Source organism: Pedobacter frigidisoli (assembly GCF_004331675.1).
GTDB lineage: Bacteria > Bacteroidota > Bacteroidia > Sphingobacteriales > Sphingobacteriaceae > Pedobacter > Pedobacter frigidisoli.
The window spans coordinates 52097-71108 of sequence record NZ_SJSN01000012.1 but is presented as its reverse complement, the minus strand read 5'-3'; the positions used below and the strand labels follow the sequence as shown (position 1 = coordinate 71108).

General features: G+C 41.4%; 16 protein-coding genes. 7 read left to right on the top strand and 9 right to left on the bottom strand.

Annotated features, from left to right (window positions below):
* Window positions 1–61: 61 nt before the first annotated feature.
* Both EZ449_RS15600 and EZ449_RS15595 read right to left on the bottom strand, forming a co-directional pair.
* Entirely contained in the window at window positions 62–427 is a 366-nt protein-coding gene (locus tag EZ449_RS15600; RefSeq protein ID WP_205943015.1) for a hypothetical protein, read from the bottom strand.
* Between the two features lie 349 nt (window positions 428–776).
* Complete coding sequence (locus EZ449_RS15595) at window positions 777–1757, bottom strand: helix-turn-helix domain-containing protein (protein ID WP_225872338.1); 981 nt, start codon at window positions 1755–1757, stop codon at window positions 777–779.
* 72 nt (window positions 1758–1829) lie between these two features.
* Between EZ449_RS15595 and EZ449_RS15590 the strand changes: the two genes are divergently transcribed.
* The 6 genes from EZ449_RS15590 (at window position 1830) to EZ449_RS15565 (ending at window position 8656) form a co-directional block, all read left to right on the top strand.
* Window positions 1830–2984: an FAD-dependent oxidoreductase gene (locus EZ449_RS15590; RefSeq protein ID WP_131560490.1), complete on the top strand. Its 1155-nt coding sequence runs from the start codon at window positions 1830–1832 to the stop codon at window positions 2982–2984.
* Between the two features lie 69 nt (window positions 2985–3053).
* A complete protein-coding gene (locus EZ449_RS15585; protein WP_131560488.1) occupies window positions 3054–4334 on the top strand; it encodes an MFS transporter in 1281 nt (426 codons plus the stop codon).
* 847 nt (window positions 4335–5181) lie between these two features.
* The gene (locus EZ449_RS15580; RefSeq protein ID WP_131560486.1) at window positions 5182–5937 is read left to right on the top strand and encodes a helix-turn-helix domain-containing protein; all 756 of its coding nucleotides are present in this window, start codon (window positions 5182–5184) and stop codon (window positions 5935–5937) included.
* A gap of 27 nt (window positions 5938–5964) precedes the next feature.
* Complete coding sequence (locus EZ449_RS15575) at window positions 5965–7131, top strand: FAD-dependent oxidoreductase (RefSeq protein ID WP_131560484.1); 1167 nt, start codon at window positions 5965–5967, stop codon at window positions 7129–7131.
* Window positions 7132–7771: 640 nt separating this feature from the next.
* On the top strand, window positions 7772–7942 hold the full coding sequence (locus tag EZ449_RS22710) for a hypothetical protein (protein WP_165499779.1): 171 nt from the start codon (window positions 7772–7774) through the stop codon (window positions 7940–7942).
* Window positions 7943–8341: 399 nt separating this feature from the next.
* Entirely contained in the window at window positions 8342–8656 is a 315-nt protein-coding gene (locus EZ449_RS15565) for a helix-turn-helix domain-containing protein (protein WP_131560482.1), read from the top strand.
* 356 nt (window positions 8657–9012) lie between these two features.
* Here EZ449_RS15565 and EZ449_RS15560 read toward each other — a convergent pair whose 3' ends face one another.
* From EZ449_RS15560 to EZ449_RS15540, 5 genes are all read right to left on the bottom strand, one after another.
* Window positions 9013–9396, bottom strand: a complete 384-nt coding sequence (locus EZ449_RS15560; RefSeq protein ID WP_131560480.1) for a hypothetical protein — start codon at window positions 9394–9396, stop codon at window positions 9013–9015.
* An 86-nt stretch (window positions 9397–9482) separates the two neighbouring features.
* Window positions 9483–10088, bottom strand: a complete 606-nt coding sequence (locus EZ449_RS15555; protein WP_131560478.1) for an alpha-ketoglutarate-dependent dioxygenase AlkB family protein — start codon at window positions 10086–10088, stop codon at window positions 9483–9485.
* Between the two features lie 8 nt (window positions 10089–10096).
* Window positions 10097–13330: an error-prone DNA polymerase gene (locus EZ449_RS15550; RefSeq protein WP_131560476.1), complete on the bottom strand. Its 3234-nt coding sequence runs from the start codon at window positions 13328–13330 to the stop codon at window positions 10097–10099.
* A 24-nt stretch (window positions 13331–13354) separates the two neighbouring features.
* Window positions 13355–14848 (bottom strand): Y-family DNA polymerase, encoded by a 1494-nt coding sequence (locus EZ449_RS15545; protein WP_131560474.1) that lies wholly within the window; start codon window positions 14846–14848, stop codon window positions 13355–13357.
* Complete coding sequence (locus EZ449_RS15540; RefSeq protein ID WP_131560472.1) at window positions 14845–15597, bottom strand: ImuA family protein; 753 nt, start codon at window positions 15595–15597, stop codon at window positions 14845–14847. Before EZ449_RS15540 ends, EZ449_RS15545 begins: the two co-directional genes overlap by 4 nt.
* Window positions 15598–15770: 173 nt before the next feature.
* Between EZ449_RS15540 and EZ449_RS15535 the strand changes: the two genes are divergently transcribed.
* On the top strand, window positions 15771–17132 hold the full coding sequence (locus tag EZ449_RS15535; RefSeq protein ID WP_131560470.1) for an AlbA family DNA-binding domain-containing protein: 1362 nt from the start codon (window positions 15771–15773) through the stop codon (window positions 17130–17132).
* On the opposite strand, the gene EZ449_RS15530 is transcribed toward EZ449_RS15535, so the two are convergent.
* Window positions 17133–17861 carry a DUF5131 family protein gene (locus EZ449_RS15530; protein ID WP_131560468.1) on the bottom strand — a complete coding sequence of 243 codons (729 nt, stop codon included), beginning with the start codon at window positions 17859–17861 and terminating at the stop codon, window positions 17133–17135.
* Window positions 17862–18986: a three-Cys-motif partner protein TcmP gene (gene tcmP, locus EZ449_RS15525; RefSeq protein ID WP_131560466.1), complete on the bottom strand. Its 1125-nt coding sequence runs from the start codon at window positions 18984–18986 to the stop codon at window positions 17862–17864.
* Window positions 18987–19012: the final 26 nt, after the last annotated feature.

Sequence of the window (19012 nt, the reverse complement as noted above, 5' to 3'; positions counted from 1 at the left end):
TTTTATTCTCTAACTTAACCACACATTTTTTAAGTTGAATGGTGAGGTCAAAGGTTCTGTTTTATATGGTGCAATTGTCCTTTTTGGTGGATAATTTGAAACCCACCGATTTGAACCCGCCTGCCATATCAATAAAATGGATAAATCCAGTGAAAGGTATTTTTTCTTTCCACTCGGCTAAGTTATCTTCGTTGATTCCATATAAAGCTCCGTGAAATTCATGAGTTCCATCTAGAAACTTTCCAACACATATGCAATAGGGAGTATCCTTATCAGCAAGAAAATCATTTGCCTTAAGGAAAGTATGATCGGCTCCAACACTGGAATCCTCAAAACGGATTTCTTCTAGAACCACTTCATTTGCCGTTTCTGTCCAATCTACCTCAGTGCTTCCACATTTTTGACAGATTGGTAACGGGGTTGCCATGATAAATCGCCACAGTCAACGCATTTCATTCCCAGAACTTTGCCTTCTTCCAAAGCATCATAATAGGTTTTTAATATTGGTCTTAATTTGTACATAATCTATTTTGAGAATTTATTAAAATTCATCGTCCAGATGTTGATGAGATGCATGAAATTTATTTCAGGTCAAATCTGTTCTTTGTTAATTTAGAGAACGGTCGTTTTCCTATATCTTCCTCTAAATAATAGTTTTTGGTAACTAGGCGAAGAACATCACGTTTTGTAGAAAAAAGCGTACCACCATACGATTTGTAAAGGCCTTCTACATAGTCATCAATATACGTATTGAAGTACTGCAGCGTATTAGTCAGCTATGAGCGACTAAATTGTTTCGGCTTCATGCCCGTATGGTCTGCAAAGACTCTTGAAAAATGGCTTAGGTTAGTAAAGCCCAGTTTATAACCTACATCCGAAACAGACAGCTTTTTCTCTTTCAATAATCTGGCGGCTTCCTTCATCCTGAATTCCTGGAAATAACTAAAGATACTATTACCGAAAATTTGCTTGAATAAACGTTTCAATTTGGTTGGACTCATATTGGCGCCAATTGCCAATTCTAAGATGACTGGAGGAGTTTCCAGATGCTCAATCATGTTTTCTCTAACCTTATAGATGGTTTGGATATCCTGATTGTTCAGGGCATACAGATGTTTTTCATCCCGCTTTTCTAATTCGATCAAAAGTTTGCAAACTAATTCTTCTGCCTTCACCCTAAGTAAGAATGGTTTAAAAATATTTTTAACCGGTTCAAATGCGATCTCATCTATGATTTTCTGTAATGATGGGTAGATCATTTGTTCGAAAAGCAAGGGTTGCGTATTCTGTAGAAGGCTTTGCAAAACAGGCGATTTTTCTGACAGGTCAAATAATTCGTTCAAATAATTTGCATCTACTTCTATATTGATAGTAGCAGTATTTGTATGTATAGGAATGACGACGTCCGTATTTAAGCTCCTGGTAGCAATTAAAACTGATGGGGTAGCCTTTGATTGCTTTCCCGCCAGCAGCGTTTCGGATACAGGAAAAATGTTTTGGAACTTAAAAAGGATCGTTTTTGTATTAAGATCGATATCCGGGTTTTCGATAGTCAAGTTCTCCTTCAATTCATAATTGAATATAAGTATCCGGATATGCTCGTTAAAAACGAATCCGGTACAATAACCGCAGCCAAATTTTTCCGGGATGTCCAGCCGCCAGTTTTTTACTTCCGTTCCTAATAACTGAGCGAATTTTTTCAGGACAATCGGTACTGTTTGTGGCTTGTCTTTATTCATAAAGTCTTTTACGACCATTTTTGTGTCCGGTATAGATATTTTAACTCTAAGTTATTTAACAATTTTGTATTGCAATCACTAAATTAAATTATGTTGATACAAAATAAGCAAGTCGCCATTGTCGGCGGCGGCCCGAGCGGACTAACATTAGCCCGAATACTGCAATTGAACGGTGCAAACGTGAAGCTGTATGAGAGGGATTTTAACAGAGATGCACGTGTACAAGGCTCACCGCTGGATATGCATGAAGAATCCGGAGCGGCCGCATTACGCAGGGCAAATTTATTTGACGAATTTATGCAGAATGTTCGTCAGGGTGCAGATAAAAGGATTATCGTGAATGAACGCGCTGAAATAAAATTCAGCGACCACGAAAAACCTGAAGATTATGAAAGTGCCCGCCCTGAGATCGACCGTGGTTCCTTAAGAAAGATTTTTCTGGAGGCTTTACAACCGGAAACGGTAGTATGGGACAGCCATTTCATTTCAATGGAAAAACAAGATGAAGGTTGGCTACTACATTTCAAAAACGGTTCATCTGTGTACGCAGATATCGTTGTTGCAGCTGATGGCGCAAATTCCAGGATCAGACCATACATCACCGATATCAAAGCTTTTTATTCAGGGTTTACCATGGTGGAAATTAATGTTAACGATGCAGCAATAGCCACACCTCATATTTATAAATTGCTGAACGGCGGAAAAATAATGGCTTTTGGAAATGGAAAGAATATACTGGGTGGTCAAAAAGGCAATGGCGGACTGGGCTTTTATGCCACCTTTAAGCCTGACGAAGCCTGGGCGACACATAGCGGCCTGGATTATTCGGATAGAACGCAATTATTAGAATGGTTTAAAAAAGAATACAGCGGATGGAGCAGCATTTGGTATGAACTGTTCGAAAATGTAGCGACGCCGGTTATCCCGCGCGCAATTTATTGTATGCCTTCGGATCAAACCTGGGAGGCCTTGCCTAACTTAACTATGATTGGCGATGCCGCACACGTAATGCCGCCCTTTGCAGGCGAAGGCGCAAACATGTCTATGTTTGATGCTTTGGAGTTGAGCGAATGTTTAACATCTGATCAATACAATACGATTCAGGAAGCGATTTCTGCTTACGAAATAAATATGCGCAAAAGAGCGTCAAAGGCAGCCAAACAATCGCTCGAAAATGGTGAGCGCATGCACTCGGAAGGTGCGCTTGAAAAGATGCTGACTATTTTAGGCATTAATCAATTTTAATCTCAAAAGCTTTTGGTACGGCGACGATAAAAATTGTCGCCAGATATATCCTGCAGATAATTTTTTCCTATGAAATCACAAGACGCTGATTTGAAAGCAGAAAACCTTTCCATCGATACAAGTATAAGTTTGCCAGGAGATAATCCGCTACCTAAAGGACGATCCAAAAAACAATTATGGATCATAATAGGGATTGTGGCGTTGAATTCCATAGGAATGTCTATCGTCCTGCCTCTCCTGCCATTTATAGTAGGGAAATACCTGTCATCAGGGCGGGTTGTTGTTGGCATGAGCGCCCTCTTATCGGTTTTTGCCGCCTGTACTTTTTTTGCAGCGCCTGTGTTGGGTGCGTTAAGTGACAGGTACGGACGAAAAATCATTTTGCTCGTCAGTTTATCCGGTTCTGTCATCGGTTATGTGTTGTTTGGTATCGGCGGAGCGCTCTGGGTACTTTTCCTGGCTCGTATTATTGATGGGCTTACGGCCGGAAACATCAGTACACTGTATGCGTATGTATCCGACAGCACCGAACCTAAAGAACGTTCCAAGTGGTTTGGTTTTATAGGTTCCGCTATGGGAATAGGAAAACTGGGCGGCCCGGCTTTGGGCGGATTGCTGGGAAGTATATCTATTGCTTTACCCTTCTACATTACGGCCGGGTTAATATTCCTTTCTGGTATAGCTGTCTATTTTCTATTGCCTGAATCACTGGCTGCTGATAAAAGGGCTAAAAAAGTGACGCTTAAAAGTTTTAATATCTTTTCTCATTTTAAAGACATCTTCAGCATCAAAGCAGTTAAGTTACTGATCGTGGCGGGTGTCTTGTTCTACGCAGGCCTTGGAATTTTCCAGTTCAATTTTATACTGTTCCTTAAAGATCTTTATAAATGGGGGCCGGCGTTTATCGGCGCCATGCTAACGCTGGTTGGTGTTTTCGATGTTAGCACACGTGCGTTGTTATTGCCATGGTTATTGAAACGTTTTAACGAAAGAAGTATAGGAATAGCCGGTTTAATAGGCCTTGGAATCGGCTTGGGATTAATTGTGGCAAGCACTTTAATTGCTTCGGTGATGATTATTGCCCTTGCTATTATATTTATCATCTCGGGCGCAGGCTTATTCGAACCAACCTATAACGGAAAATTGTCTCAATCGATCGATGAGAGCAAACAGGGAAAATTACAGGGTGTGAACCAAAGCCTCCAATCAGCCAATAATGTGCTCATTCCATTGGTTACGGCTGCTATCTATTTTTACAGTCCGGCGATTTTGTATGCAACAGCAACATCAATTGTAGGTATGGCGGTGATTATGTATTTAAAGTGTATACCTAAAACAGGATTAGTGTAGAATTGGCCGAAATGAATACAAATAAAACTTCCGTCTCGTCGCGAGCATATGTAAATAATTGATTATAAATCTTCTGTTTAAACTTCTGTTAAGAACCAAAAGGATATTTTGCAGCTGAGACCACTTTTAGATAGATTGATACAGCAATCAAATGGAACTTCGACATAAAAGAATGCGATAAAATTTACGTAATGATACTTCAATAGCCATTCAGGAAACGATGATCGAACTTCAGCGAAACAAACAACTTCTATTGCTCAGGATTGCAACATTAGCAAAATCAGACATATCCTGATACAAAGTTGGCAAAAATTAGACCTTAAAATTTGAACGATTTAATAATTGCTGTAAATCATACTCTAGTGGACATTCCAGAGTCACTGACGACTTCGTTCCGGATTGGCAAACAATTAAGCGGAACACTTTGAGCATATTAATTATTGATTATGAATGTGATTTTATTGATTGCCACACCACTTGTTGCTCCAAAGCGCACGGAATAGCCTGGTCAAGGCTCCCGGAATATCCACCTGATCTGCAACATTTGGTGAAAACTGATAATCGCAAAGCAGATAGATAAACGCGAATTTCTCTTCAGTTGACAGTTTAGTGGGGATACCCCTTTCTAGGACTAAAGGTGGAGATTATGATAAATGAACCACACCATTTCGGCGCAAGCCAAAGGCGTTTTTTTGCTTTATAAATAATTATATTTGTTAAAAACAAAAAAGTAAATGCAGCGCATATCCTGCCCAATGTAGGGAGATAGTTGCTGCAAAGTAGAGCAATTTATAAGCCAGCAGTCATTTAAACGAACACATACTAAGAATAGAACTAATAGAGAAAAATGGAGAATGACTTGGCGTATAAAATGGTTGAACCTGACAAATCGCTTTCGGACTTTGTAGAAAGTTTTTGGTTTCTAAAAAACCAATCGGACAGTAGTAGGGAAGCCATTGCATTGCCAGACGGCCGAATTGATTTATTCTTGTCACGATCTTGGTCAGATCCTTTTAATATTTTCCTTTTAGGAATTAGCACGCAACCTGACGAAGCTATAATTGCACCAAAAAGTTCAATATTTTCTATAAGCTTTAAATTGCCTGCATTAGAGTTTATCTTCAATTCTTCAGTTGCAGATTTAGTAAACAAAGGAAAAAAATTAACAGATGATTTTTGGAATTTCAATGCCAATGACTTGAATGATTTTGAAGCGTTTTGCAAAAAAGCATCGCAAAAAATTCATTCTCTCATACCGAGAGAAATAGACAGGAGAAAACAAAAATTATTCGAATTGATTTACGCTTTAAAAGGAGAAATAACCGTTAAAGAGCTTTCTGAACAAGTATTTTGGAGCAGCAGACAAATCAATCGTTATTTCAATCAGCAGTTCGGACTTTCTTTAAAGGTGTATTGTAACATTTTACGATTTAGAGCATCGCTGGAACATATTGCGAAAGGTAAACTTTTCCCGGAACTTGATTTCGCAGACCAAAATCATTTCATAAAACAGGTGAAAAAATTTTCAGGTGTTGTACCCAAAGAACTGTTTAAAAACAAGAATGACCGATTTATACTATTGTCAACCTTTCAACTACGATAATTTTGTGTAGAATTTAAACGCAAGATTATGTTATTACAAAATAAAAAAGTCGCCATTATTGGCGGTGGTCCCGGGGGATTGACATTAGCACGATTACTTCAACAGAAAGGAGTTGACGTAAAAATTTATGAAAGAGATTTTAATAGAAATGTTCGTACTCAGGGCGCAACGCTCGACCTCCACGCAAATTCGGGGTTAAAGGCTCTTAAAGTAGCAAATTTGCTTGATGATTTTAAAGGCATGTACCGGCCAGGTGCGGAGAAAGGACGTGTTGTTGATAAGATGGGCAACATTCTTTTCGATGAACACGAAAACGAATCTGCTGAAATTGATTTTGACAGTCTTGATGCCAGACCAGAAATTGACAGAAGTGATTTGCGTGACCTTTTATTGAATTCGCTTGCGCCTGATACAATGTTGTGGAACAGTCATTTCTTGAGTATGAGAAAAGCTGGCACTCAATGGGAAATAACTTTAAAAAACGGCATAACCATTTTAGCAGATATTGTTATTGGAGCCGATGGCGGCAACTCTACAATCCGTCCGTTTGTTACGCCAATCCGCTCTTCCTATACAGGTATTACAATCCTGCAAGGAAACATAGACGATGGAGAAACTAAAGCACCTGGTATATATGAATTATTGCAGGGCGGTAAAATATATACCCTTAACGCAGGGAAATATTTGCATGTTTCGGCAAAAGGCGATGGTAGCATTGATTTCTACATCAGCAGCAAAATGAATGAGATTTGGGCAAAAGCCAGCGGAATCGATTTGTCGGATAGACTACAATTGATCCAATGGTTCAAAACAGAGTTCGCTGAATGGGGCAGCGTATGGCTTGAGCTATTCGAAAATGTAGATTTGCCGATGTTGGTAAGGCCCCAGTATTGCATTCCCTTTGACCAAACCTGGCATACGCAACCCAATATAACATTACTGGGAGATGCAGCTCACATAATGGCACCTTCCGGTGAAGGAGTAAACCTAGCGATGCTTGATGCGCTTGAATTAAGCGAGAGTTTCACCAATGAGAACTTCAAAGATTCACAAACGGCTATTGCAGCTTATGAAGCACACATGCTTGAACGAGCTGCACAAGAGGCGGCAACTTCATTTGATATGATAGAATGGATGCATGCTGAAGATGCGCAGGATCAGATGCTTGAGTTTTTCAACGGCACAAAAGAATAAATTGTTAAATCGAACCGCTAATAGCCTGAAACCGCAATTGCGGAGATCTCGGTAAATTGACGTTTCATTTTCACGAAGAAATTCTATCTTAAACAGAGAAAATTCAGTCCGCTTGCGCCTCGTTTGCGCAAATGCGCCAAAAATTGGCAGCAAGTTTAATTGATTATACGTTGAAAATCTTGAGTAATAGTATGTTAACATATATAACGAGCTCATTTACCTGAGGGATAAGCTAGAGGGTAGCGCAAATTTAATTAGATATCGCTTAAGCACAATATTGTTAGGATTTAAAGAAGGACAAAAGTCTTTGTGTACAAAAGTGGAAAGAAAGGAAGAATCATTAAAGACAAACGTGAATCTGTACGAACCCAAAATCACAATATTTTGCTGCTATCGGCCTGCTAACGGTTTTTATAGTGAACGATTCGCGTTGACGTCGAGAGTGCCTTTCCGCTTGTAGAGGCTCTTAAATCACATGAGCGCGCAGCTAAGGGAAGCATTCAGGGTAAGATTATCCTTACTGTTGCTTCAGCACAATAAAGCTAATACAAGGCTATCTTATCGTTGAGATAGCTTTTATAAAATTAGAAAAAGTAAGACTATAGTTCTTGCTTGTACTTATTCACTGTAAACTCAAATTATGAATATTAAAGAATTTGAAGATAGAATTTTATTGAAAGAACTCGTTGACAGGGTTTCTATCTTAGGTGGTCGTAAAGATTTTCTTAGCCAGGTACAGCCGTTTTCTAAAAATGCAGTGTCAGAAACTTTTGCCGGAGGTATAGCGATCTTGAAACTAAAAGGCCGATAGGCAATGGCGGAAGCATTCGGGAATTTTCTAAAGAGCATAGAAACCGTTAACCATTTCAATGGTCAGCAGGTGGTGAATATAGATGGCTGTTGGATTTAAATTCAAAATACATGGAACATACGTATGAAATTGACGACCTGTCCGATTGTTTCTTGTTAACCAATTCCCCGTTACCTCAGGAAGACTGCTTAAATTATCCAAAAATAGGTATTCACTTATTTCCTGTAGTCAGAGGGCTTATTAGATTGATGCTTTATAAATATTTGATTTACAGATTGATATAATTTCTTGTATTACCTTATGTTATCATTTGCACAAAGTTTGCATATTGTTTACAATTCTGTCTATTAGAGTTAACTTTATGCTAGTAATATGGTTCATTTTTATTCTCAATATACAATGAAAACTACTTTCGATGATCTTCCTAGAGCGGTTGAAAAAATTAATGAAAAGTTGGACAAAATGTATCAACTGCTGTTAGCTAAAGAAAATCTTAAAGATGAGAGCGCAGAGCAGTTTTTAAACATCAACCAGGCAGCTACGATGCTAACACTTTCGGTTAATACTATTTATAGTAAAGTCCATAATAGACAAATCCCTTATTATAAGCAGGGGAAACGCCTTTATTTTTCTAGATCAGACCTAACCAAATGGATTATTTCAATTAGACATTTACAGCAACGGAAATTCAAGATAGTTGTGAAGATTTATTAATAAGCAAACACAAAAGAAAAGCAAATAGAAAATTTTAACATGCCACATTTTTGAAATTTGGAAAGATTACGATACTTTTACTAAATTGTTAATTATCAGAAATATTTATTATTAATTTCTTTAACGCCAATTTCCTCGATTTTCCTTTGATAGAAGATGAAGTCCAAAAACATCGATTTTAACACCAAAACGAGATTATAGAGTGTCAAAACTTGCGTTTAATGCAGTTTTGATTATTATGCTAGTAGGTGACAAACCAATATTCACAGATTTTGATTTCGGTTTAAAATGATGTAGTTCAGTGTTTTTGTAGTTGATAAGTCGTTGGTAGAAATGATAGGTCTGGATAGGGCAGCTTATAATTTCATTGATCTGTTGTACTTGCGGAGATACTCATTTACCGCCTCGGATTTGTCTTCTTTTTTCTTGGTTTTTTTAGGCTTTTCCTGGGTGAAAACCATCCTGACAAAATTGGAACTTTCATGGGTTTGCTTGGCAATCGATAGAAGTTCGGTCACTTTCTCCTGTAGGTTGCTGTCCAGGCTTGTGGCTTTAGGTGTGGAAATCTGAGTGGTGTTTTGCATTAGTTTGATGAGCCTTTCCATCTGTGGCAGGAACTCTGAGAGTAGCCCGGCAATATCTTCAAGCCGCGAAAAAACATCGAAGATGTTGCCCAGCCCGATCGGGTCTGACGGGGATGTAACCGCTTTTTTTATATTCTCTTTCTCGATCCTGCCCATTGTTTTAGGCAATATGTTCCTTTTTTATAACGCCTTTTGACAATCCCTAAAAGCCCTGCTATGATTTATTTTGGCCTGATAGGGCTTCATATAACTATCCTGAAGGTCAGGTTACGGGGTTTCATGTGTCTGGTCGATTTTGCTATGCGGTGTTCCCATTTGGATTGTAGATCTCCCTTCATCAGCAGCAGCGAACCGTGTTCCAGCCTGACCGAATATTTTTCACTGTGATCCGCTTTATTTCGGATATCAAAGGCCCGTACTTGTCCAAAGGTGACCGAAGCAATGGTAGGATGGGTGCCCAGCGCTTTTTCATTGTCGCTGTGCCAGGCAACAGAGTCTTTTCCGTCCCGGTAATAATTCAGCAGTACGCTGTTGAAAGTCACCCCGGCTATGGGCTCAACGATCCGCTTTATCATCAGCAGCTCTGGGGTCCAGCGGTTTGGTGCCGATTTGCGGATGGAGGTATAATCATAGGTGTCCTGGTCCGCAAACCAGGCCGAAAGGCGTGGGGTGATGACCTGCTTGTCATACATGTTTACGATCTTTTGGGTCCAATGGGTATATTTGATAAATTTTTCCATTAGCGCTGCGCCAAGCGAAGCCTCAAAAAGATTTGGGATATATTCCAAAACATCAATGGGCAGTCCTTTGGTCTGTCCACACTCGGGGAAAAAAGCTAATTGTTCCATATTATTGGTTATTTAAAATTTCGGCCTCCATGAAAGGCTTCCTTTGTATCCGTTGTCCTGACCTGTGAGCGTTTGTTTTCTGCTGTTGGATAGAGCGGTGATTTTTCGTCTGAGCGGGAAAGGGTAAGGATGGGGAGTTCGTCATCCTTGCTGGTGGTGATGTCCTTTAACAGGCCGGTAAAATCAAAACATTTACTTACGATCACGTTGACCACGCCACTTTCCTTTTGAACCTTTCCCTCCACCATCAGTAGCCTGGCATGCAGGATTTCCTTTCGGTAGGTCTCGAAGAGCTTTTCAAATACCACAAGGTTTGAGAAGCCGGTCTCATCCTCGATCGAAATGAAACAGACGCCGCCAGCTGTTCCAGGTCTTTGGCGTACGATGACCAGTCCAGCGACTTTTGCGGTCCGCCCGTCCTGGGTATCGCGGATTTCCTGCGAGGATCTGACATTAAAAAGCTTGAGCTTTTCGCGGACCAGGCTTACCGGATGTGCTTTCAGTGATAGCGCGGTAGCGGCATAATCCTGTACGACGTGTTCGCCCTTGCTCATCAGTGGCAATTGGATCTGCTGCTCTTTATCGGATTCCGAGGGCTGCCCTTTAAAAAGTGCAACAGGACGGTCCTTGAGTGCCGTTACTTCCCAAAGCGCTTGACGACGATCTAGGCCAAACGATCGGAACGCATCTGCATCGGCGAGTTTTTCCAGTGCAGCAAGGGATACCCCTGCATCAAGTAGAGAGTGAAGGTTTTTATAGCCAGTTCCCCGGCCGAGGACCAAGGCCTCGATGTCATTTTCCTTTATCCCCGAGATCTGCCTAAAGCCCAATCTCAGTGTACAATACTTTCCCGCTTTTTCCTGAAGGAAATTATCCCAAAGCGAAACGTTTACGTCAATCTCCCTTACCTCTACGCCGTGATTTCGGGCATCGATGACCAGTTGGGCCGGCTGGTAAAAGCCCATCGGAAGCGAGTTGAGGATCGCGCAGGCAAATACATCGGGGTAATAGCATTTCATCCAGCAGGACACGTAAACAAGAAGGGCAAAACTGGCCGCGTGGCTTTCTGGAAAACCGTAGCTGCCAAATCCTTCGAGTTGCTTAAATACCCGCCTTGCAAATTCCTCGGTATAACCTCTAGCTGTCATGCCCTCGACCAACTGTTTTTCAAACCTAGTCACCATTCCGTGCATCTTGAAGGTAGCCATGCTGCGGCGGAGCTCATCGGCCTCGGCAGGGGTAAAGCCGGCAGCCACGATGGCGATCTTCATCGCCTGCTCCTGGAATAGCGGTACGCCAAGCGTTTTGCCCAGTATTTCCTCCAGTTCCTTGGATGGGTACTCCACTGGTTCCTCTTTATTTCTTCGCCTTAAATAGGGATGCACCATATCACCCTGGATAGGCCCAGGACGGACGATGGCCACCTCGATCACCAGGTCATAAAAACATTTGGGCCGGAGTCTTGGCAACATCTGCTGCTGCGCCCGGCTCTCGATCTGGAAGACGCCAATGGTATCAGCTGCGCTGATCATTTCATAGACCTTGGGGTCATCTTCCCTGTTGATGGAAGCTAAAGTTAAATCCAAATTATAATGCTTTTTAGCCAGATCAAACCCCTTTCTGATACAGGTCAGCATGCCCAGGGCCAGTACATCGATCTTCAGAAACCCAAGTGCATCGATGTCATCCTTGTTCCATTCGATGTTGGTGCGGTTTTCCATTCTGGCGTGGAAGATTGGGCAGAGGTCAGTGAGCTTGCCTCTTGTAATCACAAAGCCGCCAGTATGCTGGCCCAATTGCCGGGGAAAGCCCATCATCTGGCGGGTTAGTTCTAATACTTTTACAAGGAGCGGATCTCTCGGGTTCAGTCCCTGTTCAGTCACCCGATTGCTTTCGAACCATTCATCTGTAAGTTCCCAGATTGAGGCCGATAGCCGGTCGATGGTATCGGCTGACAGGCCCATTGCCTTCGCTACGTCGCGAAGTGCTCCCTTCTGGTGGAGCTGGGTCACGGTAGCGACGATTGCTGCCCGGTCACGGCCATATTTATTGTAGATGTACTGGATGACTTCTTCCCTGCGCTCGTGCTCAAAATCGACGTCGATATCTGGCGGCTCATTTCTCGCTGAGGAGATGAAACGTTCAAATAACAGGTCGAACTTGGTCGGATCGACCGAGGTGATGCCCAAACAATAACAGATGGTGGAGTTGGCGGCAGAGCCCCTGCCTTGGCACAAAATCTTCTGCTCCCTTGCGAACTTGACGATATCATAAACGGTCAGGAAATAGGAGGCGTAGTTCATTTCCTTGACGAACTTCATTTCGTGGTTGATGTTATTGATGACTTTTTCGGGCAGGGGAAGTCCGAACATCTCCTCGGCACCCTTCCAGGTCAGATATTCCAGTTCCTCCTGTGGTGCCCTGTCGCCAGATAAAATTTCTTCGGGGTAAACATATTCTAGACTGTCTAAAGTGAACTGGCATTTTTCAGCGATGATCAGCGTATTTTCAATGGCCTGGGGATATTGGCGAAACAGCCGTTGCATTTCTTCGATCGGTTTTAAATGCCGTTCGGCATTCATCATGAGGCGAAAGCCGGCATTGTGGATGGTGCATTTCTCGCGGACGCAGGTGAGGATATCCTGGAGTTCGCGTCGTTCGGCGTGATGGTAATAGACGTCATTGGTTGCGACCAGTGGAACCTTCAGTTTTTTGCTGAGCTCATCCAAACGGAACAGCCGTTTCTGGTCCTGGCCTTGGTAACTACGGTTGGCGGCTAGGAAAAGTGAGGAGCCGAGATTTTCCTTATACTCTTTTAGGGCGTGGGGAAAACTGAGCTCGAAATCAAAGCCCTTGCCCAGCTCATCAGGTGGAATGGCAATAAAGAGAATACCTTCCTTATTTGCAAAAACATCATTCCGGTATAAAAAACATTTGCCCTTTTCGGCGCGGAAGTTTCCTTCGCTGAGCATGGCTGAAAGTCTGGAGTAGGCTTCTCTATCCGTTGGGTATGCAAGTAGACTGGGTCCGTCCAAAAGGTCAAGTCTACAGGCTGGGATAATTTCGATGTCAAGCTTTCTGGCTGCGGAATGGGCACGGACAATTCCTGCCAAAGAGTTCACGTCGGTAATGGCGATCTTTGGGTAGCCGAAAATGGCTGCCTGTTCGATCAGTTCTTCGGGGTGCGATGCGCCCCTTAAAAAGCTGAAGTTGGAAGTGACCTGTAGTTCGCAGTAGCCCATAATCGTTTTCTCTCATTTATTTTGTTATGCAAAAAACCCGTGCAGGAACCAGGTAGAATGCTCTTCGTCATAGTGTCCGGATCTAAAGACCCAGTACCGCCTGCCCTTATCGTCTTCTAGGATATAGTAATCGCGGTGTTCGCCCGGTTCCATCCACCATTCCCGTTCGATCCGTTCCGGGCCGTCGGCTTTTCTGACAAGGTGCAGCTCGTCCCTGTATCGGAAGTTCATCGGCGGGTAATCGGGGATGGGGGCTGTCACCTGGATCGAGGCGGGTTTATGCAGCATTTCCATCGGCCTTGGGTTAGCCTTTTGCCACTTGATCTCTGTTTTTTCCTCGAGCGATACCGCTGGCCTCAGAGAACGCTCCGGCCAGTAATGTGCCTGCGGGATATATCTTCGGATAGCCTGTGGACCGACCTTTCCGGCAAGCCTGTCGAGTAGCTGTGCTAGATTCTTATCAGCCAGGCCGGGTTTTCCGCTCCATAGCTTTTCCTGATGGGTCAGTACGGGCTCTGTCTTGGTAGCGCTCAGAATGAATAGTTCGATGCCAAGAGCAGGCTCGATCTGGGCAATCTTCAGCTCGAAAAGCTTGGCTAGATGGGGGATCTGGTGGGTTGGTTGGTTAGTACCTATTTTGGTCTCCGTTACTTGGCCATCCAATCTATAGCCCTTAAGCTCTGCTGATCTTATACCAAGCCCCTCCTTTTCCAATCTGGCACATAATTGTTCCAAAAGTTTTTCAATGGCGATTTCTATGGCAGGTTTGGTACGGATGGGTTCAAGGCAAAAAAGCCTTTCCTCGAATGGTGGCTTGAGGATGATGGGGTCGAGGGTTTCCTCTTCAGTACCTAGGGCTTGGCCAAGGCGGATCAAGAATTCCTGTCCAAACCTTCGGCGGAGCATGGAGGCTGGGAGCTGGATGAACTTTCCGATCTTGTCAAAGCCGAGTTTGTGCAATCGCTGGATGATAGGTTGTTCCAATCGCAAGGCCATTGGGGGAAGATTCAAAAGGGCATTATACTGCTGGCCTGGTCCAATGATCGGGGATTTTCTGCCCAGTCTGGCTATCGCCCAGGAAGTGCCAATGGTGTCCGAGATCGCTCCACGGCAGTTATAGCCGGATTCTTTTAACTTGTTTAATATGGTTTCCAGATAGTTGCCTTCGCCTCCAAGCAAATGTGAGCAGCCGCTGGAGTCAATGATGATTCCATCGGGCAGGTCGATGGAGACAATGGGCGAGTACCTGATGGCCCATTTGGCAATCCGGATGAGTAGCTTTTTATTGAAATCGATCCTGTCATCAAAGGTCAGGATATCAGGGACAAGTGCCTTGGCGTCGGCTAGGACTGAGTTGGCAAATATGCCCTGTTTTTCTGCTTCTTTGGAAGATGCGGTGACCATGATGCGGTTGCCCTGTGACATGGTGAACACATAGACTTTACCCTTTAGCTCCGGTTTTCTCGTGGCGAGGTAGTCGCATAAAAGATTGGTGAAATAAATACTTAAATACCTCATGCAATCAGCCCCCTTTCTGGTAGCGTAATGGTTTGGTGCTGGGGTTTTGTTTCTTGGCTTTCAAAAGGAGCAAACCTGTCCTCTGCCCATTCGATGTAGAATTTCCCGCCTTCTCCGTTTTTTACTTTCAACAGGTTGACTTCCCATCTTGGGTTGCCCACGCCTGGGATATTGTCGTTGAGTGCTGTGGGCTGGGGCTTGATCTGCCATCTTGCCGAGCAGCATGTTGCAGATAAGCTTCGCTTTGGCGCTTTTCTTAAGATTATTCCCGTAACGTGGCTTTTCTCGGTTGCAAGTTGCAACCTGCGGCTCTGGGCAAAGTCGATATCCGGGATTTCAGCGATCACGCAGGCCAGGCCCTCGCATTTCAGCGCCTCTTCCATGACCCAGAGGATTTCCTTGGTATAGTAAAGGTCCAGGAATATGATCTGCTGGGGATCAACGCCGTAGGTTTCAAGTGATGGCGGAAAAAGCTTTCTATTCCGGCTGATCCATAGGCAGGAGTTTCCGTTTTCCATGAGCTTGGCTAAAAGGCCTGCGATAAAGCCTTCGCTGGCTGCGGCGTCTTCTGGATGCTCTGCGAGGAACTCGTGGATGGTGCCGGTGGGAAAAACGTTATTCGAAAAACAGGCTTCGATTTCGCCCAGCCCAAAGCCCTCGCCAATAGAGATAGGGCTGGGTTTAAATCCCTGCGCTACTGAAATCTGCTGTCTGAGCCTGGTTAATATTTCCTGTTTTTCCGCTGTCATCGTTACTTATCAAACGCTATAAGTTTGCGTAAGACTTTAGTAACAACAAAGCTATTACTAAAATTGTTAGTAATTACTAACAATTTTAGTGCATTTTTCAACAATAATAAAAGTACAGATTAAAATATACAGTAATTTTATCTTAAATTTAACATCATTAACCTCTCAAATTTATGAAAGATGAAATTTTGTTAGACTTTGAAAAAAGTCTCGATGTAACCAAACCAGTATTGTCAACGACGCTAGAAGAAAGCGAAACCTTAGAATTCAAGTCAAGCCTTCAAGTGAAATCTGATACAATCGACAAGCAGTACCTGAAAACTATTTCAGCATTTGCAAATAATGCTGGAGGAACAATTATTTTCGGAATTTCGCCTGAAAAAGAAGTAGTGGGTATTAAAGCAGAATTCGAAAATCTTGACAATCGATACATAAGCTCAACCATAAATACCGGTTTGGATGGTTCATTTAGATATTCATTTCTTACTAAGAATTTTTTGGGTAAAGTTGTGGGTTTTTTGATTGTCGAAAAAGCGATTACACGTCCAGTAATCCTCAAAGTTGATTCAGCAGAATTCAAGCTTGGTGAAATTTATTTCCGTTATCCTGCTCAAACTTCTAAAATAATGGCTTCTGATTTAAGGACTTTAATTGCTGAGGAAATCTCTAATGGGGTAAATAAAGTGGTTGGAAATATTAACAAACTAATTGAAATAGGTGAAAATGCAGCAATTCTTGATACCAAATCAGGAGTGATAGATACGGGTAATAGAATGCCGAAATTTGTTCTTGACGAGAAAATCTTAGCTAATTTGAATATTATTAAGTTAGGTGAATTCGTTGAAAAAGAGGGTTCTCCGGCATACGTTATTAAAGGAGAAATACAAACTGGAAATCTGGATCATATGGAGGTTATAGAAAAACAAGTGCCTTCGAACTTATATGAACGGGACATATTGAAATATTTTACAAGCGGTAAATGTGAATGTCCACTCCTAGTTCTTGAGAAATTAATCACGTTATCAAGTCAATATTTTCCGATACACTTTTTTATTAACGAACATGGTTTTACCAATAAAGAAGTTATCGACCACCTTAATAGTGTTGATGAGAAAGTTATAAACAGCACTACCAAAGATAAAATAATTGAAAGATTGTCAATAGATTACGACTACGGAATACATGGAGTAATTGATAAGGATATCACTGAAGTTTTAGATAACGGAAATATCACGAAACAACTTCTATCGGCTGTATCTGAAAAGTATAAAAAGCCAGTATCATCAAATAGTAAAGTTAAAAGAAGCTTAATTTATAATTCATTAATAGAATATGCAGAAATCTCAAATGAACTATTAAGCAAGGAAACTACTTTAGTAACAACAGCCTTAACTAACATAACTGCAGAAATTTTATTAAAAAACAAAGACTATTTTTTGGCCCTAATAGACAGAATTGCAGAAACGGGAGTTAAACGAAATACCTCATTCAAAAAAGCTGTTTGTTTCGTTGATAAAGTTCTTTATAGTAAATGATCATACATGCTGTATTTCATCTGACTCAATCGGCATTTCATCATATGTTCGTCCATTTAATATCCTGCCGGATAGTTTCTTATTTTTTCCACCCCATTGCTTGAAGAAGAACGGTACGTTTGATGTTTCACATTGAATTCTGATTTCCTCCACCCAATCTGGGTCCATAGGCCTTGCTTTAAACCCACTCTCACCACCGACAATTACCCAATGTATACCCGTCAGATTTAAGTTCTTCAAGGGTCCTAACAATGGTTCCAATGAAAGAAATCTCACATGGGCATCCACTTGGCGTAATAAATCAATTCTTTCCAAAACTCTATCATCCTCAACACTCACTCCAATCCATATATTAGGTGTGAAATTTAAAAATGGAGCGTATTTGATTAAAACATCACCTCGTTTAGTTAATACCTGATAGGTATGTTGTGGTGTCTCATTCATAACTTTAAATACGCTCTGAATGTAATCAAGTGGTATTTCCTTATGAAATAGATCGCTCATTGAATTAACAAATACAACTTGAGGTTTTTTCCAGGTATATGGTATAAGCAGAGTTGCAGGGTGTATCCTAAATTTAAAGCCTTGGCTATATTTTTCCTGTCCCATTCCCTTAAGCCTTTTTGTCATTGTTTCTGCATAACAAAATTTACAGCCTGCAGTCAATTTATCGCAACCAGTAGTTGGATTCCAGGTTTGTTGTGTCCACTCTATTGAAGATTTTGACATCTAATTAAATTCTAATTCGCAGTTTTCATTTATAAGCACAGTTACCTTATGTAACGCGTTATCGGTAAATTTAGCATTTAATCTACCGGCATCTACCATATGTCTAAATGTTTTCAAATAGTGGCTTCCACACCATTTGGTAGTAGGATGATGTTCATCAAAGACTGCCTTAGCAGTAATTTTTCTACCTTTATATTTTTCAGTTAATGATTTCGATAAAGAACTGATATTTGAATCTCCAAAGTCCAACTGGTTGGTTCCCATTTGTTTGGCGTCATAAGTATAATTTCCATCTTTGTCTAATGAAGCACCTATATTATCATAATCGTGGTAGATCTGCTTAACAAGCTCATAACCTTTTTGGTGCTTTGTAAAGTGTATGATAAAGTGGCTTGTAGCAACGCTATCCTCTTCCTTAAATTTAAAAGAACAGCTATATAATTTACCACTTACTGCATTCTCAAATTCTTGAGCAAGATTGTCCATGATCAAAACAAGCCTTTCATTAACGCTAGCTTTGTACTTACGGTCATTTCTTAAGGTAGTAATGGTAGTTGGAAATAACGATTTCATCATTTCATCAAACTTTCCAACTTCCATGGCCTGATTGATACGCTTGATATTCACAAACAAAAAAAGTTCATTACCCCAATTTGCCAAAAACTTAGACAAAACAGTTGTGTCTATTGATTTATAACCAAAAGGGTCAAAAAATAATACTGTTGGATATGGATTTACCCTGGGTGGTGTTTTGGTAAGGTAATTTAAAATTTTTTGATCTTCACCGACAGTTTTATTTCCGAATACTGGCTTAAACTTAAAGGAATTCTCAGCAAAGCATTCTGAAAAATTTTTCTCAAGTTCACCAGAGTAAATGTTATCATTAAATAATAAATGAACTTTTTGTGATAAAACTGAGTCTTCGGCACAAGCTTTAGCAAGTAATAGCGGTGTGGAGTGATTTCCATCCTCATACTTGCCAGGCCCTGCAAAAAGGTCTAAATATCTGACCTCTTTTTGTGGTTTTGAGAGAATAATTCTACAATATTTCGGAAAATATTCAGCAACAATTTTTGCCTTGATCAGGGAGGATGAGGTTTGTTCTTTAAAAAAAGTGTTTTCCATTTTGAGAGCAACTAAAACTCTAAATT